Annotated in this window: 17 protein-coding genes; 4 read left to right on the top strand and 13 right to left on the bottom strand. The window is 34.0% G+C overall.

Annotated features, from left to right (window positions below; all coding sequences use genetic code 11):
* Positions 1-12: 12 nt before the first annotated feature.
* From acs to V1468_RS08330, 11 genes are all read right to left on the bottom strand, one after another.
* Positions 13-1,920 carry an acetate--CoA ligase gene (acs, locus tag V1468_RS08380; protein ID WP_331809789.1) on the bottom strand — a complete coding sequence of 636 codons (1,908 nt, stop codon included), beginning with the start codon at positions 1,918-1,920 and terminating at the stop codon, positions 13-15.
* Positions 1,921-2,062: 142 nt separating this feature from the next.
* Entirely contained in the window at positions 2,063-3,955 is a 1,893-nt protein-coding gene (locus V1468_RS08375) for an acetate--CoA ligase (RefSeq protein WP_331809788.1), read from the bottom strand.
* 2 nt (positions 3,956-3,957) lie between these two features.
* Positions 3,958-4,179, bottom strand: a complete 222-nt coding sequence (locus V1468_RS08370) for a hypothetical protein (RefSeq protein WP_331809787.1) — start codon at positions 4,177-4,179, stop codon at positions 3,958-3,960.
* Positions 4,180-4,247: 68 nt separating this feature from the next.
* Positions 4,248-4,610, bottom strand: a complete 363-nt coding sequence (locus tag V1468_RS08365) for a response regulator transcription factor (RefSeq protein ID WP_331809786.1) — start codon at positions 4,608-4,610, stop codon at positions 4,248-4,250.
* 20 nt (positions 4,611-4,630) lie between these two features.
* Positions 4,631-7,321: a sensor histidine kinase gene (locus V1468_RS08360; RefSeq protein ID WP_331809785.1), complete on the bottom strand. Its 2,691-nt coding sequence runs from the start codon at positions 7,319-7,321 to the stop codon at positions 4,631-4,633.
* Between the two features lie 257 nt (positions 7,322-7,578).
* Positions 7,579-9,369 (bottom strand): sodium:solute symporter family protein, encoded by a 1,791-nt coding sequence (locus V1468_RS08355; protein WP_331809784.1) that lies wholly within the window; start codon positions 9,367-9,369, stop codon positions 7,579-7,581.
* Between the two features lie 29 nt (positions 9,370-9,398).
* Complete coding sequence (locus V1468_RS08350; protein ID WP_331809783.1) at positions 9,399-9,659, bottom strand: DUF4212 domain-containing protein; 261 nt, start codon at positions 9,657-9,659, stop codon at positions 9,399-9,401.
* 39 nt (positions 9,660-9,698) lie between these two features.
* The gene (locus V1468_RS08345; RefSeq protein WP_331809782.1) at positions 9,699-10,922 is read right to left on the bottom strand and encodes a hypothetical protein; all 1,224 of its coding nucleotides are present in this window, start codon (positions 10,920-10,922) and stop codon (positions 9,699-9,701) included.
* 110 nt (positions 10,923-11,032) lie between these two features.
* The gene (locus tag V1468_RS08340; RefSeq protein WP_331809781.1) at positions 11,033-11,452 is read right to left on the bottom strand and encodes an IS1/IS1595 family N-terminal zinc-binding domain-containing protein; all 420 of its coding nucleotides are present in this window, start codon (positions 11,450-11,452) and stop codon (positions 11,033-11,035) included.
* Positions 11,453-11,643: 191 nt separating this feature from the next.
* Positions 11,644-12,006 carry a DUF779 domain-containing protein gene (locus V1468_RS08335; protein ID WP_331809780.1) on the bottom strand — a complete coding sequence of 121 codons (363 nt, stop codon included), beginning with the start codon at positions 12,004-12,006 and terminating at the stop codon, positions 11,644-11,646.
* A gap of 68 nt (positions 12,007-12,074) precedes the next feature.
* Entirely contained in the window at positions 12,075-13,571 is a 1,497-nt protein-coding gene (locus tag V1468_RS08330; RefSeq protein WP_331809779.1) for an aldehyde dehydrogenase family protein, read from the bottom strand.
* Positions 13,572-13,743: 172 nt separating this feature from the next.
* Here V1468_RS08330 and V1468_RS08325 point away from each other — a divergent pair, with 172 nt between their 5' ends.
* A complete protein-coding gene (locus V1468_RS08325; RefSeq protein ID WP_331809778.1) occupies positions 13,744-14,664 on the top strand; it encodes an AraC family transcriptional regulator in 921 nt (306 codons plus the stop codon).
* Here V1468_RS08325 and V1468_RS08320 read toward each other — a convergent pair.
* Complete coding sequence (locus tag V1468_RS08320) at positions 14,654-16,033, bottom strand: alanine/glycine:cation symporter family protein (protein ID WP_331809777.1); 1,380 nt, start codon at positions 16,031-16,033, stop codon at positions 14,654-14,656. The genes V1468_RS08325 and V1468_RS08320 overlap by 11 nt on opposite strands.
* Positions 16,034-16,240: 207 nt before the next feature.
* Here V1468_RS08320 and V1468_RS08315 point away from each other — a divergent pair, with 207 nt between their 5' ends.
* The 3 genes from V1468_RS08315 (at position 16,241) to V1468_RS08305 (ending at position 17,836) form a co-directional block, all read left to right on the top strand.
* Positions 16,241-16,918 carry a DUF6090 family protein gene (locus V1468_RS08315; protein WP_331809776.1) on the top strand — a complete coding sequence of 226 codons (678 nt, stop codon included), beginning with the start codon at positions 16,241-16,243 and terminating at the stop codon, positions 16,916-16,918.
* A 178-nt stretch (positions 16,919-17,096) separates the two neighbouring features.
* Positions 17,097-17,468 carry a DUF2200 domain-containing protein gene (locus tag V1468_RS08310; protein ID WP_331809775.1) on the top strand — a complete coding sequence of 124 codons (372 nt, stop codon included), beginning with the start codon at positions 17,097-17,099 and terminating at the stop codon, positions 17,466-17,468.
* Between the two features lie 17 nt (positions 17,469-17,485).
* Positions 17,486-17,836, top strand: a complete 351-nt coding sequence (locus V1468_RS08305; RefSeq protein WP_331809774.1) for a ribose-5-phosphate isomerase — start codon at positions 17,486-17,488, stop codon at positions 17,834-17,836.
* Here V1468_RS08305 and bshA read toward each other — a convergent pair.
* Positions 17,829-18,968: an N-acetyl-alpha-D-glucosaminyl L-malate synthase BshA gene (bshA, locus tag V1468_RS08300; protein ID WP_331809773.1), complete on the bottom strand. Its 1,140-nt coding sequence runs from the start codon at positions 18,966-18,968 to the stop codon at positions 17,829-17,831. The genes V1468_RS08305 and bshA overlap by 8 nt on opposite strands.
* Positions 18,969-19,048: the final 80 nt, after the last annotated feature.

The raw sequence follows: 19,048 nt of genomic DNA, 5'->3' as shown, positions 1-19,048 counted from the left end.
TTTTTAAATAATTTACAATGCATTATCCATAATATCTTGTACTACTTCTGGATTTAGCAAAGTACTTGTATCACCTAGATTACTAGTGTCTTTACCTGCTATTTTACGTAAAATACGACGCATAATTTTTCCGCTTCGTGTTTTTGGTAGTCCTGCAGTAAACTGAATTTTATCTAACTTAGCAATAGGTCCTATTTGTTCTGTAATTAATTGGTTAATCTCTTTACGTAAGTTATCATGATTACGACTTTCGCCTGTTTCTTTCAAGGTTACATAACCATATAATGCATTTCCTTTAATATCGTGAGGGAATCCAACTATAGCAGATTCTGCTACTGCTGGATGCTCATTAATAGCATCTTCTATTGGTGCAGTACCAAGATTATGACCAGATACGATTATCACATCATCCACACGTCCTGTAATACGGTAATAACCCACCTCATCTCTTAATGCGCCATCACCAGTAAAATATTTATTATCATAAGCAGAGAAATACGTGTCTTTATAACGCTGATGATTTCCCCAAATAGTTCGCGCCATACTAGGCCAAGGATATTTTATACAAAGTCTACCATCTACTTGATTCCCTTTAATTTCTTGTCCGTTTTCATCCATTAAGGCTGGTTGAATACCAATAAAAGGAAGCGTTGCATAGGTTGGTTTTGTTGGAGTCGCAAATGCTATTGGTGTAATCATAATTCCGCCTGTTTCGGTTTGCCACCAAGTATCCACAATTGGTGCTTTTTTCTTTCCTACGTTATCATCGTACCAATGCCAAGCTTCTTCATTTATTGGTTCTCCAACAGTTCCTAACACTTTTAAAGATGATAAATCGTGCTTTTCTAAATGGTCTACACCTTCTTTTGCTAATGCACGAATGGCTGTTGGAGCTGTATAAAATTGATTGACTTTATGTTTTTCTACAATATCCCAAAAACGACCAAAGTCTGGATAACTTGGTACTCCTTCAAACATAACTGTTGTTGCACCATTACATAATGGTCCGTAAACGATATAACTGTGTCCTGTAATCCAACCTATATCTGCTGTACACCAATACACATCTTTTTCGCGATATTGAAACACATTTTTAAACGTGTATGCTGTATAGACCATATATCCTGCTGTAGTGTGTACCATACCTTTTGGTTTTCCTGTAGAGCCTGAAGTATATAAGATAAATAACGGATCTTCAGCATTCATTATTTCTGGTACACAGTCATGGTAAGCCTCATCAAGCAAGGGTTTTAGCCAATGATCGCGACCATCTTTCATATTTATTTCACTATTGATACGTTTTGCAACCAAAACACTATCTATACAATCACACTCTTCTAATGCTTCATCTACAATGCCTTTTAAGTCTATGGTTTTTGCACCACGATAAGAACCGTCGCTAGTGATGACCATTTTACATTCTGAATCATTGATACGCGTTGCTAATGCTGTAGATGAAAATCCTGCAAAGACCACAGAATGTATTGCACCAATACGTGCACAAGCCAATACAGAAATGGCTAATTCTGGAATCATTGGTAAATAAATACAAACACGATCACCTTTACCAATGCCTTTATCTTTTAACACATTTGCCATACGACAAACACGCTCATGTAATTGACGGTAGGTGATATTTTCAGCTTTTTCTGTTGGATCGTTAGGTTCAAAAATAATTGCTGTTTTATCTCCTCTTGTGTATAAATGTCTATCTATACAGTTTTCGGTAATGTTTAGTTGTGCTCCTTCAAACCATTTTACTTCTGGTTTGGTAAAGTCCCAACTTAAAACATTGTCCCATTTTTTTCGCCATAAAAAATGTTCTTCAGCTATTTCTTCCCAAAAAACCTCAGGATTTCTTACGGATTTGCGATAAACTTGGTAATATTCCTCTAAGTGTTTTATATGATAATTACTCATAATTGATATATGTTATTTTACTTTAAATTTATTTTTTTCTTTTTAAATTCATCTCGGTACAACTTATTCTTACTTTACAAATCACTCAATTTGATATTTTTAGTCTGTTTGAGAAATAAGCTAAAGAATATTGAATTGAGAATTAATGAATCCCAATATGATGCGTTTCATAAATAGATTTTATTTCATCTATAATCGTAACATCGTCAATAGTTGATGGTATATTATATTGCTGCTCGTCTGCTATATTTCGTAATAATTTCCGAAGAATTTTACCACTTCGGGTTTTTGGTAATCGGTTAACAACTAGTACATCTTTAAACGAAGCTACAGCGCCTATTTCTTTACGAACATCTTGAATAATTTCTTTTTGAATTGCAGTATAATTAGTATTGATACCAGATTTTAAAACTACTAAACCTAATGGTTTTTGACCTTTAATATCACAATGCACTCCAAAAACAGCACATTCTGCAACAGATTTATTGGAGGCTACAACCTCTTCCATTTCAGCAGTAGATAATCTATGCCCTGCAACATTTATAATATCATCAACGCGACCTGTTATAAATATGTAGCCATCTTCGTCCTTGTAACCACCATCTCCTGAGAAATAATACCCAGGAAATTTATCTAAATAACCCGATTTAAAACGCTGTGGGTTTCCCCAAAGATTCATTAAAGTTCCTGGTGGTAATGGCAATTTTGCAGTTACCAATCCTTCTACTCCAGCTTCTACTTCGTGTCCTTCTTCATTTAAAATTTGAATATCATAGCCGCAAACGGGTAAACTTGCTGAACCTGGTTTAACCTCTTGTAACTGAACACCAACCATGTTTGCAAGCATTGGCCAACCGCTTTCGGTTTGCCACCAATGATCTACTACCGGAACACGTAAATGTTGCTCTGTCCAACGCAATGTTGCAACATCACAACGTTCGCCTGCTAAAAATTGATACTTTAAACAGGATAAATCATATTTTTTTATAAAATCGCCTTCAGGATCTTCTTTTTTTATGGCTCTTATAGCTGTTGGCGCTGTAAACATCACTTTTACTTTATGCTCACTAATGACTCTCCAAAACGTTGAGGCGTCTGGTGTTTTTATTGGTTTACCTTCAAAAAGAATAGTTGTATTTCTATTTAACAAAGGACCATAAACGATATAACTATGACCAACAACCCAACCAACATCACTTGCTGCCCAATACGTTTCGCCTTCTGCAACTCCATAAACATATTTCATAGAGAATTTTAAAGCGGTAGCATATCCACCTGTATCTCTAATAATACCTTTTGGTTTTCCTGTGGTTCCTGAAGTATACAGAATATATGATGGATGATTTGCTGGCAGTGCTATTGCATCTATAGAAGGTGCGTTTTTTACAAGATTTTTATAATCTACGTCGTAGTCCTTTACGGGAATTTCCACATTCTGTTCTCTGTCAAAAACAATAACTCGACTTGGTTTATGTTCGGCCTGATTAATAGCTTCATCTACAAAAGGCTTATAAGGAATAATTCGACTAATCTCTATACCGTGAGACGCTGTAATCACTGCTTTAGACTTACAATCATCAATACGAATTGCCAACTCATGAGGTGCGAAACCTCCAAAAACTACAGAATGAATTACACCGATTCTTACACATGCCAACATTGCATACAGTGCTTGCGGAATCATTGGCATGTATATAATACATGTATCACCTTTTGAAAGGCCTAATTCTTGCAGTCCGCCTGCTAATTTAGAAACTTCTTTATGAAGTTCATTAAACGTAATATACTGTTTTGTATTAGTAACCGGAGAATCGTAAATAATTGCATTCTGCTCACCAAATCCATCTTTGATATGTTTATCTATACATAGATAACTTAGGTTAAGTTGCCCATCTTCAAACCACTGATAGTAATCGTGATTATCTTTAGATAAAATTGTTTTTGGATATTTAAACCATTCTAATTGTTGAGCTTGCTTTTTCCAAAAATTCTCTGGACTAACAATGCTTTCCTGATAAAATTCTTGATAATTCATAATTAACCTTTTTTGGAATTAAATAAACCAAACCAATTAGGGTTAAGTACTTTTAACTTTATCAAAGCCCAAATTATTACTACAAAACAAACACCCATTATAACAGATTCAAAAGGGCTTGTGGTGGTTTTACTCTCTAGTTTAAAACGGAAATATAAAGTTACTATAACGTAAATACTAATAATAATATCAGACGCTAAAGCATTGATACGTATGCGTTTCATCTTGTTTTACTTTAATTAAACATTGTTTCTTTTTGCACACAAAACCAAAGTTTAACTAAGTGAAACTATTAAGCTATAAGCTCATTAATTTCTGAAACTATTTTTTTTACTGAAAAGGGCTTTGTTAAATATTTATCTGCTCCAAGTTTTAAGCCTTTTTCAATATCTGAAGCTTTATTCTTTGCAGTTAAAAACACCACTTTAGTATCTTTTAACTGATCATTCTCTTTTATAGATTTAAGTGTTTGATAACCATCAACATTCGGCATCATAACATCTAACATAATAACATCAGGAATTACACTTTGCAAAATCTCTAAAGCTTCGCTTCCATCTCTTGCAATATACACTTCAAAATCATGCTTTTTAAAAGTGTATTCTAATGTCATTACTATATTTGGTTCGTCATCGACGATAACAATTTTCTTCATTCTTCGAACACGTTGACAATTTACTTAAAAGGTAGCTTAAAACCAAAGGTTGCACCACTTTTTTCATTGTTTTTAACCCATATATTTCCGTTGTGATTTTCTACAATTTGTTTGCAAATTGCTAATCCCAAACCACTCCCTTCGGGTTTTTGGATATTTTGATTTTTTGACTGGTAAAATTTATCAAAAATAAAAGGTAAATCTTGCTCTGGGACTCCCTTACCGTTATCCATTATACTTACTTCCAAATATCCTAAATCAAATTTATAATCTACTATAATTACACCTTTTTTAACATCACAAAATTTAATAGCGTTAGATATTAGGTTAGTTAATACCTGCACTATACGATCTTCATCATACTCTACTGTAAGATCACCTTGATTTATAATGATAATTTCAACTTGTTTTTTATCTGCAATGTGCTTTAAGCTATCTACCGTTTTCTGAATAGTATTTCTAATATTATAGCTCTTAATATTTAACTGCGTACGACCTTTTGAAAGCTTTTCGAAATCTAAAATATTATGAATTAACCTAGAAAGTCTGTCACTATCTTGAAGCATATTTTTTAGAAATTGTGTTTTTATTTCTAAAGGCATATCGTCGTCATCGTCCATCAAAAGCTCTGTTGTTGCCCTAATACCTGTAATAGGTGTTTTTAACTCATGAGCCACTGTATCTAGGAATTCATCCTTTTGTTTGTCTTTTTCAATTAACTCTTCGTTAGCATCTTTTAATTGATTTGTAAGCTTTGTAAGCTCATTCGATTTTTCTCTTAGCAGTTTATTTCTAGCAATTGTTTCCTTTGACTCTTCTAGTATCTTAAGTACCTCAACCAGACTTACCTCATCTTCTTTAACTACACTAGCAATTAATATTTTAGCTGAAGCGCTACCGATACTTCCTGTTAGTAATTTTTCAGAGAAGTTAATCAATCTTGCATCTGCCATTTGAGTATCTAGTGGCAGGTCGTATTTTCTAAAAAACAAATTTAAAGCACGCTCTGTCCTAGTCTCTCCTAAAAATTTAACCAGAACCTTCTTAATATCTGCAACGTATGCCTCACCTTTCCAAACCAGCGCTCCATCTTGTAAGTCGGTATAATTTTTACTATCCACAAACATTTCTGCATAATTACGTTCTCTATAATTTCCCTTTTTTATCACAGAAAATGTCATATAACAAAATAAATTAACGAGTAGACTCCAAAAAAACGCATGTGCAGGAGGACTTAAAAAATCAATTCCGAATAAAGCATGTGGTTTTAAAATCTCTATACCTGCAAAACCATATTGCACTAAATCGTCAGAACCATTTAAAGCATGAATAGAAAATGGAAGTATTAACGTATAAAAAACTACAGCTATACCTGAAATGATTCCGGCTATTGTTGCCTTAGACGAGCCTCTGTTCCAAAACAAACCGATAAAAAAAGAAGGAGCTAGCTGAGCTATAATTACAAACGCCATTAAACCAATAGAGTACAAGGACAACTCAAAAGAGAAATTTACATAAAACGCATAAGCGCTAATGATGATTAGAAAAATTGAAATACGCCTTATATTCTTTATGTATTTAGCATTTCTCTCTGGGTGACTTTTTATAAAATAATCTAGAAAACCATAAGGTATTACCAAATTATTACTCACCATAGTAGATAACGCTAATGTTGCAACTACAACCATAGAAATTACCGCTGAAAAACCGCCTAAAAATACTAATACAGACAAAAAAGTGTTTCCGTTTTGCAATGGCAATAACAACGCATAGTATTCTGCCTGAACTGTATTACCAATGGTTAAGTTACCAGCCCAAGCAATAAAGATGACGAAAACATTAAACAATAGAAGGTATAAAGGAAACATCCAGATAGCATTTTTTAAATGCTTTTCTCTAACGTTTTCAACCACAGAAACCTGAAATTGTCTCGGTAATAAAAATATTGCCATAAAAGACAACATTATTGTATATAACCAGTTAAACCCTCCTTCAAAACCATTGATAGTAATTAATGACTCAAAATTTTCAGCAGCAGACATTTTTGTGTAAATATCTTCTGTACCATCAAATAAAATATAGGTTACATATATACCAACAAATAAGAAGAAGACAAGTTTTAATACAGACTCAAAAGCAACAGACATTACAATTCCCTTGTGCTTTTCTGAGGCATCTGTAGTTTGCGTTCCAAAAAACGTTGCAAAAACCGCTAGTAACAATGCTATATAGAACGTTGAATCATCATACACCGAAGTCGCTACATAACTGGTATCGTCTGAAAGAATTTGAAAGGTTTCTGAAACTGCTTTTAACTGCAAAGAAATATAAGGCACAATAGCCATTAAACAGACAATGGTAACTAAAGCGCCTAAAAATCTATTATTACCATAGCGCAGTGAAATAAAATCTGCTATAGAGCTAATCTTGTGTTGCTTTGAGATTCTTACAATTTTTCTCATTAACACAATCCAAAGTGGTGCTGCAATCACTGGCCCCAAATAAATAGGAAGAAAATTAACACCAGAGTTAGCTGCAATACCAATACTACCATAATAGGTCCAAGCCGTACAATATACCGCCAAAGACAATGTATATACTACAGAATTATTTACCCATTTACTTTTAGAATTCTTCTCTGCCACATAAGCAATAAAAAATAATGCAGCTAAATAGATAACGATTATTGTAAATAAAACGTAATTACTCATAATGACGTTTTAAAACAACGTAAGACACCACTATAACCATCAACCAAATGGAAAAAATGGAAAAATAAAATGTAGGAATACCAAACACATGACCATTATGATTAAATATCAGTAAAAATGGAACATTTAGTATCGCCAAAGTTGTAATTGAAAGTATAACTAACTTTTGTTCATGCCTTTTTTTCATAGATAACTAAAATACAAAAAACAGTGTTGCAAATACAACACTGTTTTTTTAACTAATAAAACTTTGTCAATTAATGACTATGCGCTTCTCCTGCGCCAGATGGAATTCTTATGTTTTCCACAATATCTTGTACATGCTGTGGTGGTGCTGGAGTCATACGAGAGACAACTACAGAGACGACAACATTTACAAGCATAGCTATGGTACCAAAACCTTCTGGAGAAGTACCAAACCACCATTCGCTTGACGGTCTTGCATCCATTACACCAATTAATCCTGTCTTGTATCTAATCATGTAGAACAACATTAACGAAATACCAACTACCATACCAGCTATGGCTCCTTGTTTATTCATGCGTTTATCAAATATTCCTAATATAATTGCTGGGAAGAATGAAGCCGCTGCTAATCCAAAGGCCAAGGCGACGACCGCGGCGACAAAACCAGGCGGTTTTATACCTGCAAGACCTGCAATTACAACTGCAAATACAATAGATATTCTTGCCCACATCAGCTCACCTTTATCTGAAATATCTGGTTTTATTTGCTTCTTTATCAAATCATGAGATATGGATGTAGAAATTACCAGCAACAGTCCAGCCGCTGTAGATAATGCTGCAGCTAGTCCACCAGCTGCAACTAGAGCAATTACCCAATTAGGAAGTTTAGCAATTTCAGGATTTGCCAACACCATAATATCTCTATCTACATAAAGTTCATTTGCATCAGCATTGGCATTTGAAACCAATCGTTCACCATGTGCTCCTCTTGCGCTTGAATCATTCGCTTCACCTGTATATGCAGGTTTTCCATCTAAAGCATTACCTGCGACATACTGAATTTTTCCATCTCCATTTTTATCTGACCAAGCAATTAAACCTGTGTCCTCCCAATTCTTAAACCAATCCGGAAGTTGAGTATATTCAGTATTACTTACAGTTTCAATTAAGTTTGTTCTTGCAAATACTGCAATTGCAGGTGCTGTTGTATAAAGTATAGCAATAAATAACAATGCTAAACCTGCCGATTTACGCGCATCTTTTACTTTAGGTACTGTAAAGAAACGCACAATTACGTGTGGTAAACCAGCAGTACCAACCATAAGAGCTAGTGTAATTGCAAATACATCCCAAGTCGATTTTGTTCCACTTGTATATTCTTTAAACCCTAGTTTTGTATGCAATTGATCAAGATGTTCTAAAAGAGGTGTTCCATTTTCAATCTCACCTCCCATTCCTATTTGTGGAATAATATTTCCTGTCATCTGCATAGAAATGAAGAATGCAGGTACCATAAATGCAAAAATTAAAACACAGTATTGCGCAACTTGCGTATAGGTAATTCCCTTCATTCCTCCTAAAAATGCAAACACAAGTACAATAGCCATACCGATAACAACACCTATGTTTATATCAACTTGTAAAAATTGAGAAAACACAACTCCTACTCCACGCATTTGTCCTGCCACATAAGTAAAGGACACTAATAATGCACATATTACAGCTACAGTTCTTGCTGTGTTAGAGTAATATCTGTCTCCAATAAAATCTGGCACTGTAAATTTCCCAAATTTCCTTAAGTAAGGTGCGAGTAGCAAGGCAAGTAAAACATAGCCACCTGTCCAACCCATAAGGTAAACCGATCCATCATAGCCTGTAAATGAAATAATACCTGCCATTGAGATAAATGATGCAGCTGACATCCAGTCTGCTGCTGTTGCCATACCATTTGCAAGTGGAGAAACGCCACCACCAGCAACATAAAATTCTTTTGTAGAGCCTGCTCTGGCCCAAATTGCAATTCCGAAATATAGTGCGAACGTAACGCCTACTAATATCCATGTCCAAGTTTGTACACTCATAATTTTTATTTTTTGGTTATTAGTTAAGACTATTCGTCGTAACCATATTTTTTATCTAGTTTATTCATTATTCTAACGTATACGAATATGAGAATTACGAATACGTAAATAGAGCCTTGCTGAGCAAACCAGAACCCTAGTTTAAACCCACCAAGCTTTATTTCATTTAAAGCGTCTTTAAAAAGAATACCGCAACCATAGGAAACAATGAACCAAATGATTAGAAGTATAGAAAGGTACTTTACATTTTCCTTCCAATACGCAGATGCATTTTTTTGTTTTTCTGACATAATTGATTTGTTTATTTAGTTATAGTTAAAATCAGGATTTTATAAAAAGATCATAGCCTGAACAGTAAATACTCCTGTTGCATCTCCATCACCAACTTTGTCATTTGTATAATCAAAACTTAGTTTAGAATGGTGACCTGTAAAGAAGATATTGGCTCCTAGCTTAAACTGATTAGCATTATCATCAATCGCATCAATACTTCTTGTAGAGTATGCTAAATAAGGTTGAAATCTAGTTTTTGTTTTATCACCTGGAAGCACATAACCTACGTGACCGTAAATCATATTACCTGTTGCATAAGGTCCCAAGAAAAAATCTTCGCCATAATCATTATTTTGATATGTTGCATATGCTGTAATAGCTGAACCGTTATCTCCTAAAGGCGCATCATAGAAGGCATCTGCCGCAAATAAGAAAACGTCATCACCTTCTCCATTTGGCAATACAACACCACTTGGGTGACTAAAGAAACCCGCTCCAACATTGAATACTTTTTTACTCCCCATATACGTACCAACTTTGTAAGGTAAAGCATTAGATTCTTGGTCTAAAAAGTTATAATCTACATAACCTTGAATGACTTTACCTGCTTCTTCAGAACCTAAAACTTCTCTACCTCTATACACTGTGGCAGAACCTACATCTCTAGGTGTACCGTCATTATCTAAGGTGTTTGTATTTGCTTCATTTAAAGCAAATCTATACTGAAGTTTGTTAAATTTACCTTTTACATATACACCTATATGACGCGCAAACTGATCTGAAAGTCCAATAGTAGACCAAGAAGACCTATTATTATCTAGCGTTAACATGTTTAATGTACTTTGGTTATTGAGACGAGAAATACCATTCCAATAATGAAGTCCTGCTCCAACATAAAAGTCTTTTGTTACTTTATATTCTCCCCAAAAATCATGGAAAAATAACTGAGCACTTGGATCTTTACCTACTGGTCCTGTGTTATTGCCATTAAGACTATTAAGTCCAAAATGGGCAACCATTGAAAATCTATCGCTAAATTTAATCCAGCTTAGTATTCTAGCTCTTCTTACACTAAGTGCAAGTTTTTCGGTACCATCTGGTGCATCGTCATTATACTGAGCCCAGAATTGTCCCCAAGAAATAAATCTCATGTACTTGGTACCATCGTCGTTAAAATTAATTCTGTAACCTTTCCCATAACCAGACTCGGTTTCAGACTGAGAAAATCCAGAAAAAAAACATAGTGAAAGAACCACTATGATACAATTAAGTTTTTTCATAAAAGATTAGTTGTTTAGTTAGTTAAACATTGGTTTTGTGTGCACTACTAAACTCGAAAAAACAATCTCTAAAAAAAAAGTTAATATATATTTGTGGTAATTTTATATACCTAATCTCTAAAACGCTCCCATTTTATGACCATAAATTTATCACCAAGCTCAGTTACCAACGCTCCTGCTCCAGATAAATTTTTAGCATTTGAAAAGAACAACGAAAGCTCCTCTGCATTAAGAATCTTATAGGTTGGATGGTATTTTGAATTGTAAGGGCGTTTAATATTATACTTCTTAACCCAGTTCATAATACTGACATGTGATATTCCTAAGATTCGTTCAATTTCACGATAAGTTAGCCCTTCCAAATACAGTTGTAACGCTTTATTAACATAGTAATCATCAATTTTTTTTCCTAGCTTGTTTACCGTAAAATAATAATTGCAAGATTTACACTTGTAACGTTGTCTATCGTTAACAATACCACTTTTTACATAACTGTTAGAACCACAATTTGGACAAAGGTTTATTTTCATATATATTAATTTAGCATAAATATATTAATTTAGCAATATACATGCAATTTAAACTCAATTTATTTGATAATTACGAATTATAACTATTAATATTTTAAGAAATTTATATTAATTCAAACTAATAATTGCACAAATAATAAAACCCTGAAAAATCATATTTTCAGGGTTTATTATACACAATGTTGACTTTTCTAAGTCATTTTAGGATTAAAATACGCATCCTCATCTTCTGTTAATATTCTGGAATGAATAATAAATCGTAATCCTAATGGAATTTCTAAAGAAAAACTCGCTCCTCTTCCTTCTGTTGTATCTATGGTAAGATGTGTGTGTTTCCAATATTCAAATTGATTCTGGTTCATGTAAAACGGAACACCTTCTACTTCACCAAGAAAAATATCACTTTCATCTAAATACATATCATCTTTTTCAAAAATCATTGGTGCAGAACCATCACAACAACCTCCACTTTGATGAAAAATCAAATCGCCATGCTTTTCCTTTAGTTGCCTCACAACTTTTTTGGCTTTCTCTGTAATCTCTACGCGTTTCATAACTATAATATATTAAAAAAGGCTGAATCCCTAACCATTCAGCCTTTAAAGCTATTAATCAAATATCTCTAAAAGAATCCTAGCTTGTTTTTATCGTAAGATATTAACATGTTTTTGGTTTGTCGGTAATGACTCATCATCATTTGATGATTTTCTCTACCAAAACCTGATTTTTTATATCCACCAAATGGTGCATGTGCAGGATAAGCGTGATAACAATTAACCCAAACACGACCTGCTTTTATTGCTCTCGGAATTTGGTATAGTTGGTGCGCATCTCGCGTCCAAACACCTGCTCCAAGTCCATAAAGTGTATCGTTAGCAATTTCTAGAGCTTCAGCTTCATCTTTAAATTTGGTGACACAGACTACTGGGCCAAAAATCTCTTCTTGGAATACTCGCATTTTGTTATGACCTTCTAAAATTGTTGGCTGAATAAAGAATCCGTTACCTAAATCTCCATCTTTATTAGCATCACCACCACAAAGTACTTTTGCTCCTTCATCTTTACCTATTTTTATGTAAGACTGTATTTTTTCATATTGGTCATTAGAGGCTTGCGCACCTACCATACAACTAGAATCATACGGACTTGTTTGCACAATAGCTTTTGTGCGCTCAATTACACGCTCCATAAACTTATCGTAAATATCCTCTTGTACCAAAATACGAGATGGACACGTACATACTTCACCTTGATTAAAGGCAAATAATACTGCTCCTTCTATAGCTTTATCTAAAAACGCATCATCTTCATCCATAACAGAATTAAAGAAAATATTTGGCGACTTACCACCCAATTCCATAGTTACAGGATTTAGATTCTTTGATGCATATTGCATAATTAACTGCCCTGTTGTAGTTTCCCCTGTAAATGCTACTTTATCTACACGAGAGCTCGACGCCAAAGGTTTACCTGCTTCTGGTCCGAAACCATGTATTATATTAATAACTCCTGGAGGAAAAACATCAGCAATCTTTTCCATTAATAAGGTTGCTGAAGAAGGTGTTTGCTCAGCTGGTTTTAACACCACACAGTTTCCTGTTGCTAAAGCTGGTGGTAATTTCCAAGACAACATTAATAATGGAAAGTTCCATGGAATAATTTGCCCAACCACACCAAGTGGTTCTTTAATATTCATTGATAAGGTATTGGCATCCAATTCTGTTGCGCTACCTTCCTCTGCTCTAATACAAGATGCGAAGTATCTCCAGTGATCTACCGATAATGGTACATCCGCATTTAATGTTTCACGGATTGGTTTTCCGTTGTCGCATGTTTCTACCAAAGCGAACTCTTCTAAGTTAGCTTCAATGATATCTGCTACTTTATTAAGTAAATTTGCTCGTTCTGTTGCCGAAGTATTTTCCCAGGATTCTTTAGCTGCATTTGCCGCATCTAGGGCTAACTCTACATCTTCTTTTTGTGATCTTGGGTATTTTGCAATTAATGATTTGTCTATTGGCGATGTATTTTCAAAATACTCACCTCCTATTGGTGCGACAAACTTACCATTGATAAAATTGTCATAGGATGCTTTAAATTGTGGTTTAGAATAACTCATCTTAAATTTAGATTATTTATTAGTTCTTGATTTTTTTAGTCAAAAAATTGACTATTTTTTACTTTTTGCTAAGTTATTTTGTCATATTCTAAAATAATTGAACATATTTATCATATTTTTGAACATATCTCTTATTAAGATTTTTTAGCATATATTTTTTGTATTATTGAGTATGACATCTTTATTAAATCAACATAGAAGCAACAGAAAACTCACTACTTTGGTAGAGAACAGAACCACTTATAATGCCGAATATGCTGAACTAAACATCTATGAAACACATGCTTATGCAGAAAAAGTCTCACTAACTTTTGGGTTTCCTATTATTGCAAGCATGCTGACCGGAAAGAAAATAATGCACATTGACGGTTTTGAATCTTTTGATTTTTTTCCTGGTGAATCTGTTGTAATGCCAACTAATAAAGAAATGGTCATAGACTTCCCTCTTGCTACTGAGGAAAAACCAACACAATGCTTAGCTTTGGGTATTGATGCTTTTAAGATTGAAGAAGTAGTTCAAAAATTCAATCAAAATGTGGCTATTGAAAACGAAAACAACAATTGGGATTTAGACCATACAGCGTCACACCTTATTAATAATTTAGATGTTAACCACCTCATTGAACGTCTAACTTACACATTTACCAACAACAATAAGTCTAAGGATGTCTTATTAGATTTAATGATTCAGGAATTGATTGTGCGATTACTACAAACTAAAGCAAAATCATTAATAATTAATGACACCAACAATATCTTTAACGATACACGTATTGGCACAGTTATAAAATTCATTAAAGACAATCTAACCAATAAGGATATTACTGTAGATCAGTTAGCGAAGAAGGCTTATATGAGCACCTCTCACTTTCATAAGCAATTTAAAAACACGCTTGGTGTGTCTCCTATTGATTATATCAATTCTGAAAAAATAAAATTCGCAAAGAAGCTGATTAAAGAATCTAAAGATGTGAGAATGTCCGAGATTGCTTTTAAATCTGGCTTTAATAATACGAGTTACTTTAACAGACAATTCAAAAAAATGGAAATGATGACTCCTGCTCAATTTAAATCTTCCATTGCTAATTCTTAGACTTCTTTAAACTCGTAAAGTAACGTTTAGATTCCTTAAGCACTTTTGGTGCTAATAGAATTGTGGCAATCATAGTTGGAAATGCCATAAACGCAAACACACCATCTATGAAGTTAATCATGGCATCAAAAGACGTCGTTGCAGCAAGAATAATACTCAGAATATAAAAATAGTTGTAATAGTGCTTTTTGTCTGCACCTATTAAAAAAGACAAGCATTTGGTGCCATAATACGAATAACTAAACAAGGAGGACACGCTAAAAAAAAACACGCAAATCATTAATAAATACTGACCATAAGGCAAGGCTTGCTCAAAGGCAGAAGCTGTAAGACTAACACCATTATCCGTTGTGGTTTGCCAAACACCTGTTACCAAAATTGCTAGCGCTGTTAGTGTACAAACAATTAAAGTATCTATTACAGGCCCCAACATTGCCACTAAACCTTCTCTAACTGGCTCGTCAGTTTTTGCTGCTCCATGTGCCATTGGTGCTGTACCCAAACCAGCCTCATTAGAAAATGCTCCTCGCTTTATACCGTGTAATATTAACGCTCCTAAAACACCACCTAAAAAAGGCTTGTCTTCAGGGAAATAATCTGCTGCAAAAGCATCTGTAACAATCAAGGATAAATATTTTGGTACTTCTTCTATGTAAACACCTAGAATAATCAATACCAACACAAAGTATAGCACTACCATAGTAGGCACCATTTTAGAAGCCCAACGACTAATGCGTTGTATACCACCAAGAATTACAAAACTTGTTACGATGACCAAAACAATAGCAATAATTAGATTGCTACCAAAGGATACTTCTACTCCATTTGGTATTAGAATAATATCGTTAACGGCTTGTTTTAACTGATTAACATTTACCACTGGTAATGCTCCCAACATCCCAAACGCGCTAAACAAAACCGCTAAGAATTTCCAGTTTTTACCAAGACCTTCTGTAATAAAATACATTGGTCCACCTTGTATATTTCCATCACTGTCTTTCCCTCTGTATAAAATAGCCAATGTCGATGTAAAGTATTTGGTACTCATCCCAACAATGGCACTTACCCACATCCAAAACATAGCACCTGGACCACCAACTGAAATTGCTAAAGCTACACCTGCAATGTTGCCCATGCCAATTGTAGAAGATAAGGCTGTGGTTAAGGCTTTAAAGTGAGAAATCTCACCTTCATCATCCGGATTATCATACTTACCTCTCAACACACTAATCGCATGCCCTAAATACCTAAATGGTAGAAATTGAGAACGTATTAATAAATACAATCCTCCACCAACTAACAGAATAAGTAGTGGTAATCCCCAAGCAAAGGACGAAAATACTGCTGTAAAATCTTCTAGAGTTTTCATGAGGCTAAAAATAAGGAATCCTTAGTTGTGTTAATAACAAACTGAAAGTATAAAATCTAAACCATTGATTTTCAAAAATTAAAAAGCTAACTTCGCTTATCAATCGATATAGTTCATTGAAACGGAACTATATCTTAACGTTGTGCTTCATTAAAATCAACCTAACCAATGATAAAATTCTTTAGAAAAATTCGGCAAAACTTGCTTATGGAAAATAAAACTGGAAAGTATTTTAAATACGCTATTGGGGAAATTATACTTGTGGTAATTGGAATTTTGATTGCGTTGAGCATTAATAATTGGAATGAAAAGAAAAAGGATAATGATTTTGAGAATGAAATGCTCGCTCAAATTCAAGAAAATTTAGCAAACGATAAGAAAGCATTAAATAACATAAAAATCATTTTTAATAATGCAATTTCTTCTTCTAATAAAATATTGGAACTTAAAAGGTCGGAGGAAAATTTAGATAGTTTAAAATATTGGCTTGCCGATATTATTCAATTTGAGAGATTCCAACCAATTACTAATTCGTATGAAACATTAAAATCAAAAGGACTTGACAAAGTTTCGAATAAAGAACTACGAATGTTACTAGGAGCTTATTATGATGATGAAATTAATCACGTCATAAAATCAGTTGGAGATGTTGAGTATTCTTTTAATAACGATTGGATACCTATTATGAAAGAAATTATAGTTGATTTCAAATTTCAAGATTACGTAATTGTATCTGACCCAAAAATTTTTAGTCAACCATCAACTGCTAGAAATATTTTAACATTGAATAAAGACAATTATAGAGGAGGTTTAAACCGAGTGATTACAGCAATCAATAGTATTGATAAACTAGAAAAGATTTTGGAAAAAACATTGAAAGAATAACGAAAGCACAACAATGGCTATAAGTAATTGCTTGTTCTCGTCTACCTCTGAAAATCCTTGCGGATTTTCAGTTTGGTGTGTACTTGCAAAGTTAAGTGCTAAACCACGCAACTACTCATAGCCGAGACCGATAAGCGTAACTTCTATAAAACTACCTTTTTTTACAAATAAAATTAAAATGAGTAAATCTGACACCAGCCACCACGATGAGCGTATCGCTAATATGAGTTTTGCTTCTGTATATCCTCATTACGTCACCAAAGTAGAAAAGAAAGGCAGAACCAAAGAAGAATTGCACCAAGTCATTGAATGGCTTACTGGCTATGATGAAAACAAACTCAATGAACTCATTGAGCAGAAAGTTAATTTTAAAGACTTTTTTGAAAGTGCTAACCTTAATGAAAATGCACATCTTATAAAAGGTGTTATATGTGGCTACAGAGTTGAAGAAATCACCAACGACACTACCCGTCAATGTAGATATTTAGACAAACTAGTAGATGAATTAGCAAAAGGTAGAAAAATGGAAAAAATTCTGCGTCAACCTTAAATTTTCCGTTTTAAAACATGTCTAAAACGCTATATCGCATTTATGTTGTAGAACTTTCTAAACGTGTGTTTACTGAAAATGCAAAATTCAGAAATGCTAATCCACAATACAATGGTGTGTTAGAGTGTTTGTATGTTGGTATGACGAGTAAAAGTCCTAAAGAGCGCTTTGAACAGCATAAAACAGGTTACAGGAATAAAAAAGGTCATAAACTATCGTCTAATATTGTAGAAAAATACGGCTTGTATCTTAGACCAAGTCTTTACAATCATATAGATCCTTTTTTAACAAGAAAAGAAGCCCTTATTGCAGAAAAAGAAATCGCTCTAGAGTTACGCAGAGAACGCTATGCTGTTTGGTTTAATTAGATACTAACAACTTATCCAAAGTTTCTTCGTAGATGGCTTCGTACTGAGGTACTATATTATGAATATCAAACTTTTTGGACTGCGACTTCGCATTCGCTTTAAATGTCTTTAATGTTTCTGTATCCTTTAAGATCTTAATCGCATTGGCTGACATATCTGCAACGGCATTAACATCACTTAGGTAGCCTGAATAACCATCGATATTTACTTCTGGCAATCCACCTGTATTGGTAGATATTACTGGCACTCCGCTTGCCATGGCTTCCAGTGCAGCTAAACCAAAACTTTCAGTTTGTGATGGTAGTAAAAACAAGTCACTAAAACATAGAATACGATCTATTTCATTACTATTTCCGAAGAAAATAACTTTGTCGCTAATACCTAATTCCTCAACTAAATTTTCAGCAACCTCTTTTTCAGGTCCTTCTCCGACCATCATGAGTTTTGCTGGTAATTCCTTCTGGATATTATAAAAAATCTTTACAACATCTGGTATTTGTTTTACCTCGCGCATGTTACTAATGTGTGTAATAATAGACTCATCGTCACCAGCCATCATACCTCGCTGACAATCGGTAAACTCATTAACATGCTTATTTAAATCAATGAAATTAGGAACTACATGAATGTCTTTTTTAATATCAAAAAGACGCATGGTATCTTTCTTTAAACTTTCTGAAACAGAAGTCACTGCATCAGATTTATTAATACTAAAAGTTACTGCTGGCTTATAAAACGGATGACTACCAACTAAAGTAATATCGGTACCATGCAGCGTAGTAACAATTGGTATTAGAATTCCCTTTTCTAACAGCATTTGCTGCGCCATGTAAGCTGCATAAGCATGAGGAATTGCGTAATGTACGTGTAAAAGCTCTATACCATAAAGCTGTACCATATCTACCAACTTACTAGACAATGCTAATTCATACGGTTGATAATGAAATAAAGGATACTCAGGCACATGTACTTCGTGAAAATGCACATTGTTACTCAACAATTCTAAACGTACTGGTTGGCTGTAGGTTATGAAGTGTATTTCGTGTCCTCGCTTAGAAAGTTCTAAACCTAATTCTGTGGCTACTACTCCACTACCTCCAAATGTTGGGTAACAAACGATTCCTATTTTCATCTAAAACTTTTGAATGATTAGAGTTAACAACTATAAAGTCTCTAGTTAATCTAAAACCTTACAACTTTATTACATGTGTT

It is taken from the genome of Winogradskyella poriferorum (genome assembly GCF_036553625.1).
In the GTDB taxonomy this organism is placed as follows: domain Bacteria; phylum Bacteroidota; class Bacteroidia; order Flavobacteriales; family Flavobacteriaceae; genus Winogradskyella; species Winogradskyella poriferorum.
This window is presented reverse-complemented; position numbering and strand designations above follow the sequence as displayed.

Coding starts and splice junctions, on each gene's coding strand:
- V1468_RS08345 (WP_331809782.1), bottom strand. CDS start 10,922: ATGAAAAAACTTAATTGTATCATAGTGGTTCTTTCACTATGTTTTTTT.
- V1468_RS08330 (WP_331809779.1), bottom strand. CDS start 13,571: ATGAGTTATTCTAAACCACAATTTAAAGCATCCTATGACAATTTTATC.
- V1468_RS08340 (WP_331809781.1), bottom strand. CDS start 11,452: ATGAAAATAAACCTTTGTCCAAATTGTGGTTCTAACAGTTATGTAAAA.
- V1468_RS08320 (WP_331809777.1), bottom strand. CDS start 16,033: ATGAAAACTCTAGAAGATTTTACAGCAGTATTTTCGTCCTTTGCTTGG.
- V1468_RS08370 (WP_331809787.1), bottom strand. CDS start 4,179: ATGAAACGCATACGTATCAATGCTTTAGCGTCTGATATTATTATTAGT.
- V1468_RS08325 (WP_331809778.1), top strand. CDS start 13,744: ATGACATCTTTATTAAATCAACATAGAAGCAACAGAAAACTCACTACT.
- acs (WP_331809789.1), bottom strand. CDS start 1,920: ATGAGTAATTATCATATAAAACACTTAGAGGAATATTACCAAGTTTAT.
- V1468_RS08310 (WP_331809775.1), top strand. CDS start 17,097: ATGAGTAAATCTGACACCAGCCACCACGATGAGCGTATCGCTAATATG.
- V1468_RS08375 (WP_331809788.1), bottom strand. CDS start 3,955: ATGAATTATCAAGAATTTTATCAGGAAAGCATTGTTAGTCCAGAGAAT.
- V1468_RS08335 (WP_331809780.1), bottom strand. CDS start 12,006: ATGAAACGCGTAGAGATTACAGAGAAAGCCAAAAAAGTTGTGAGGCAA.
- V1468_RS08305 (WP_331809774.1), top strand. CDS start 17,486: ATGTCTAAAACGCTATATCGCATTTATGTTGTAGAACTTTCTAAACGT.
- V1468_RS08365 (WP_331809786.1), bottom strand. CDS start 4,610: ATGAAGAAAATTGTTATCGTCGATGACGAACCAAATATAGTAATGACA.
- V1468_RS08360 (WP_331809785.1), bottom strand. CDS start 7,321: ATGAGTAATTACGTTTTATTTACAATAATCGTTATCTATTTAGCTGCA.
- V1468_RS08355 (WP_331809784.1), bottom strand. CDS start 9,369: ATGAGTGTACAAACTTGGACATGGATATTAGTAGGCGTTACGTTCGCA.
- V1468_RS08350 (WP_331809783.1), bottom strand. CDS start 9,659: ATGTCAGAAAAACAAAAAAATGCATCTGCGTATTGGAAGGAAAATGTA.
- V1468_RS08315 (WP_331809776.1), top strand. CDS start 16,241: ATGGAAAATAAAACTGGAAAGTATTTTAAATACGCTATTGGGGAAATT.
- bshA (WP_331809773.1), bottom strand. CDS start 18,968: ATGAAAATAGGAATCGTTTGTTACCCAACATTTGGAGGTAGTGGAGTA.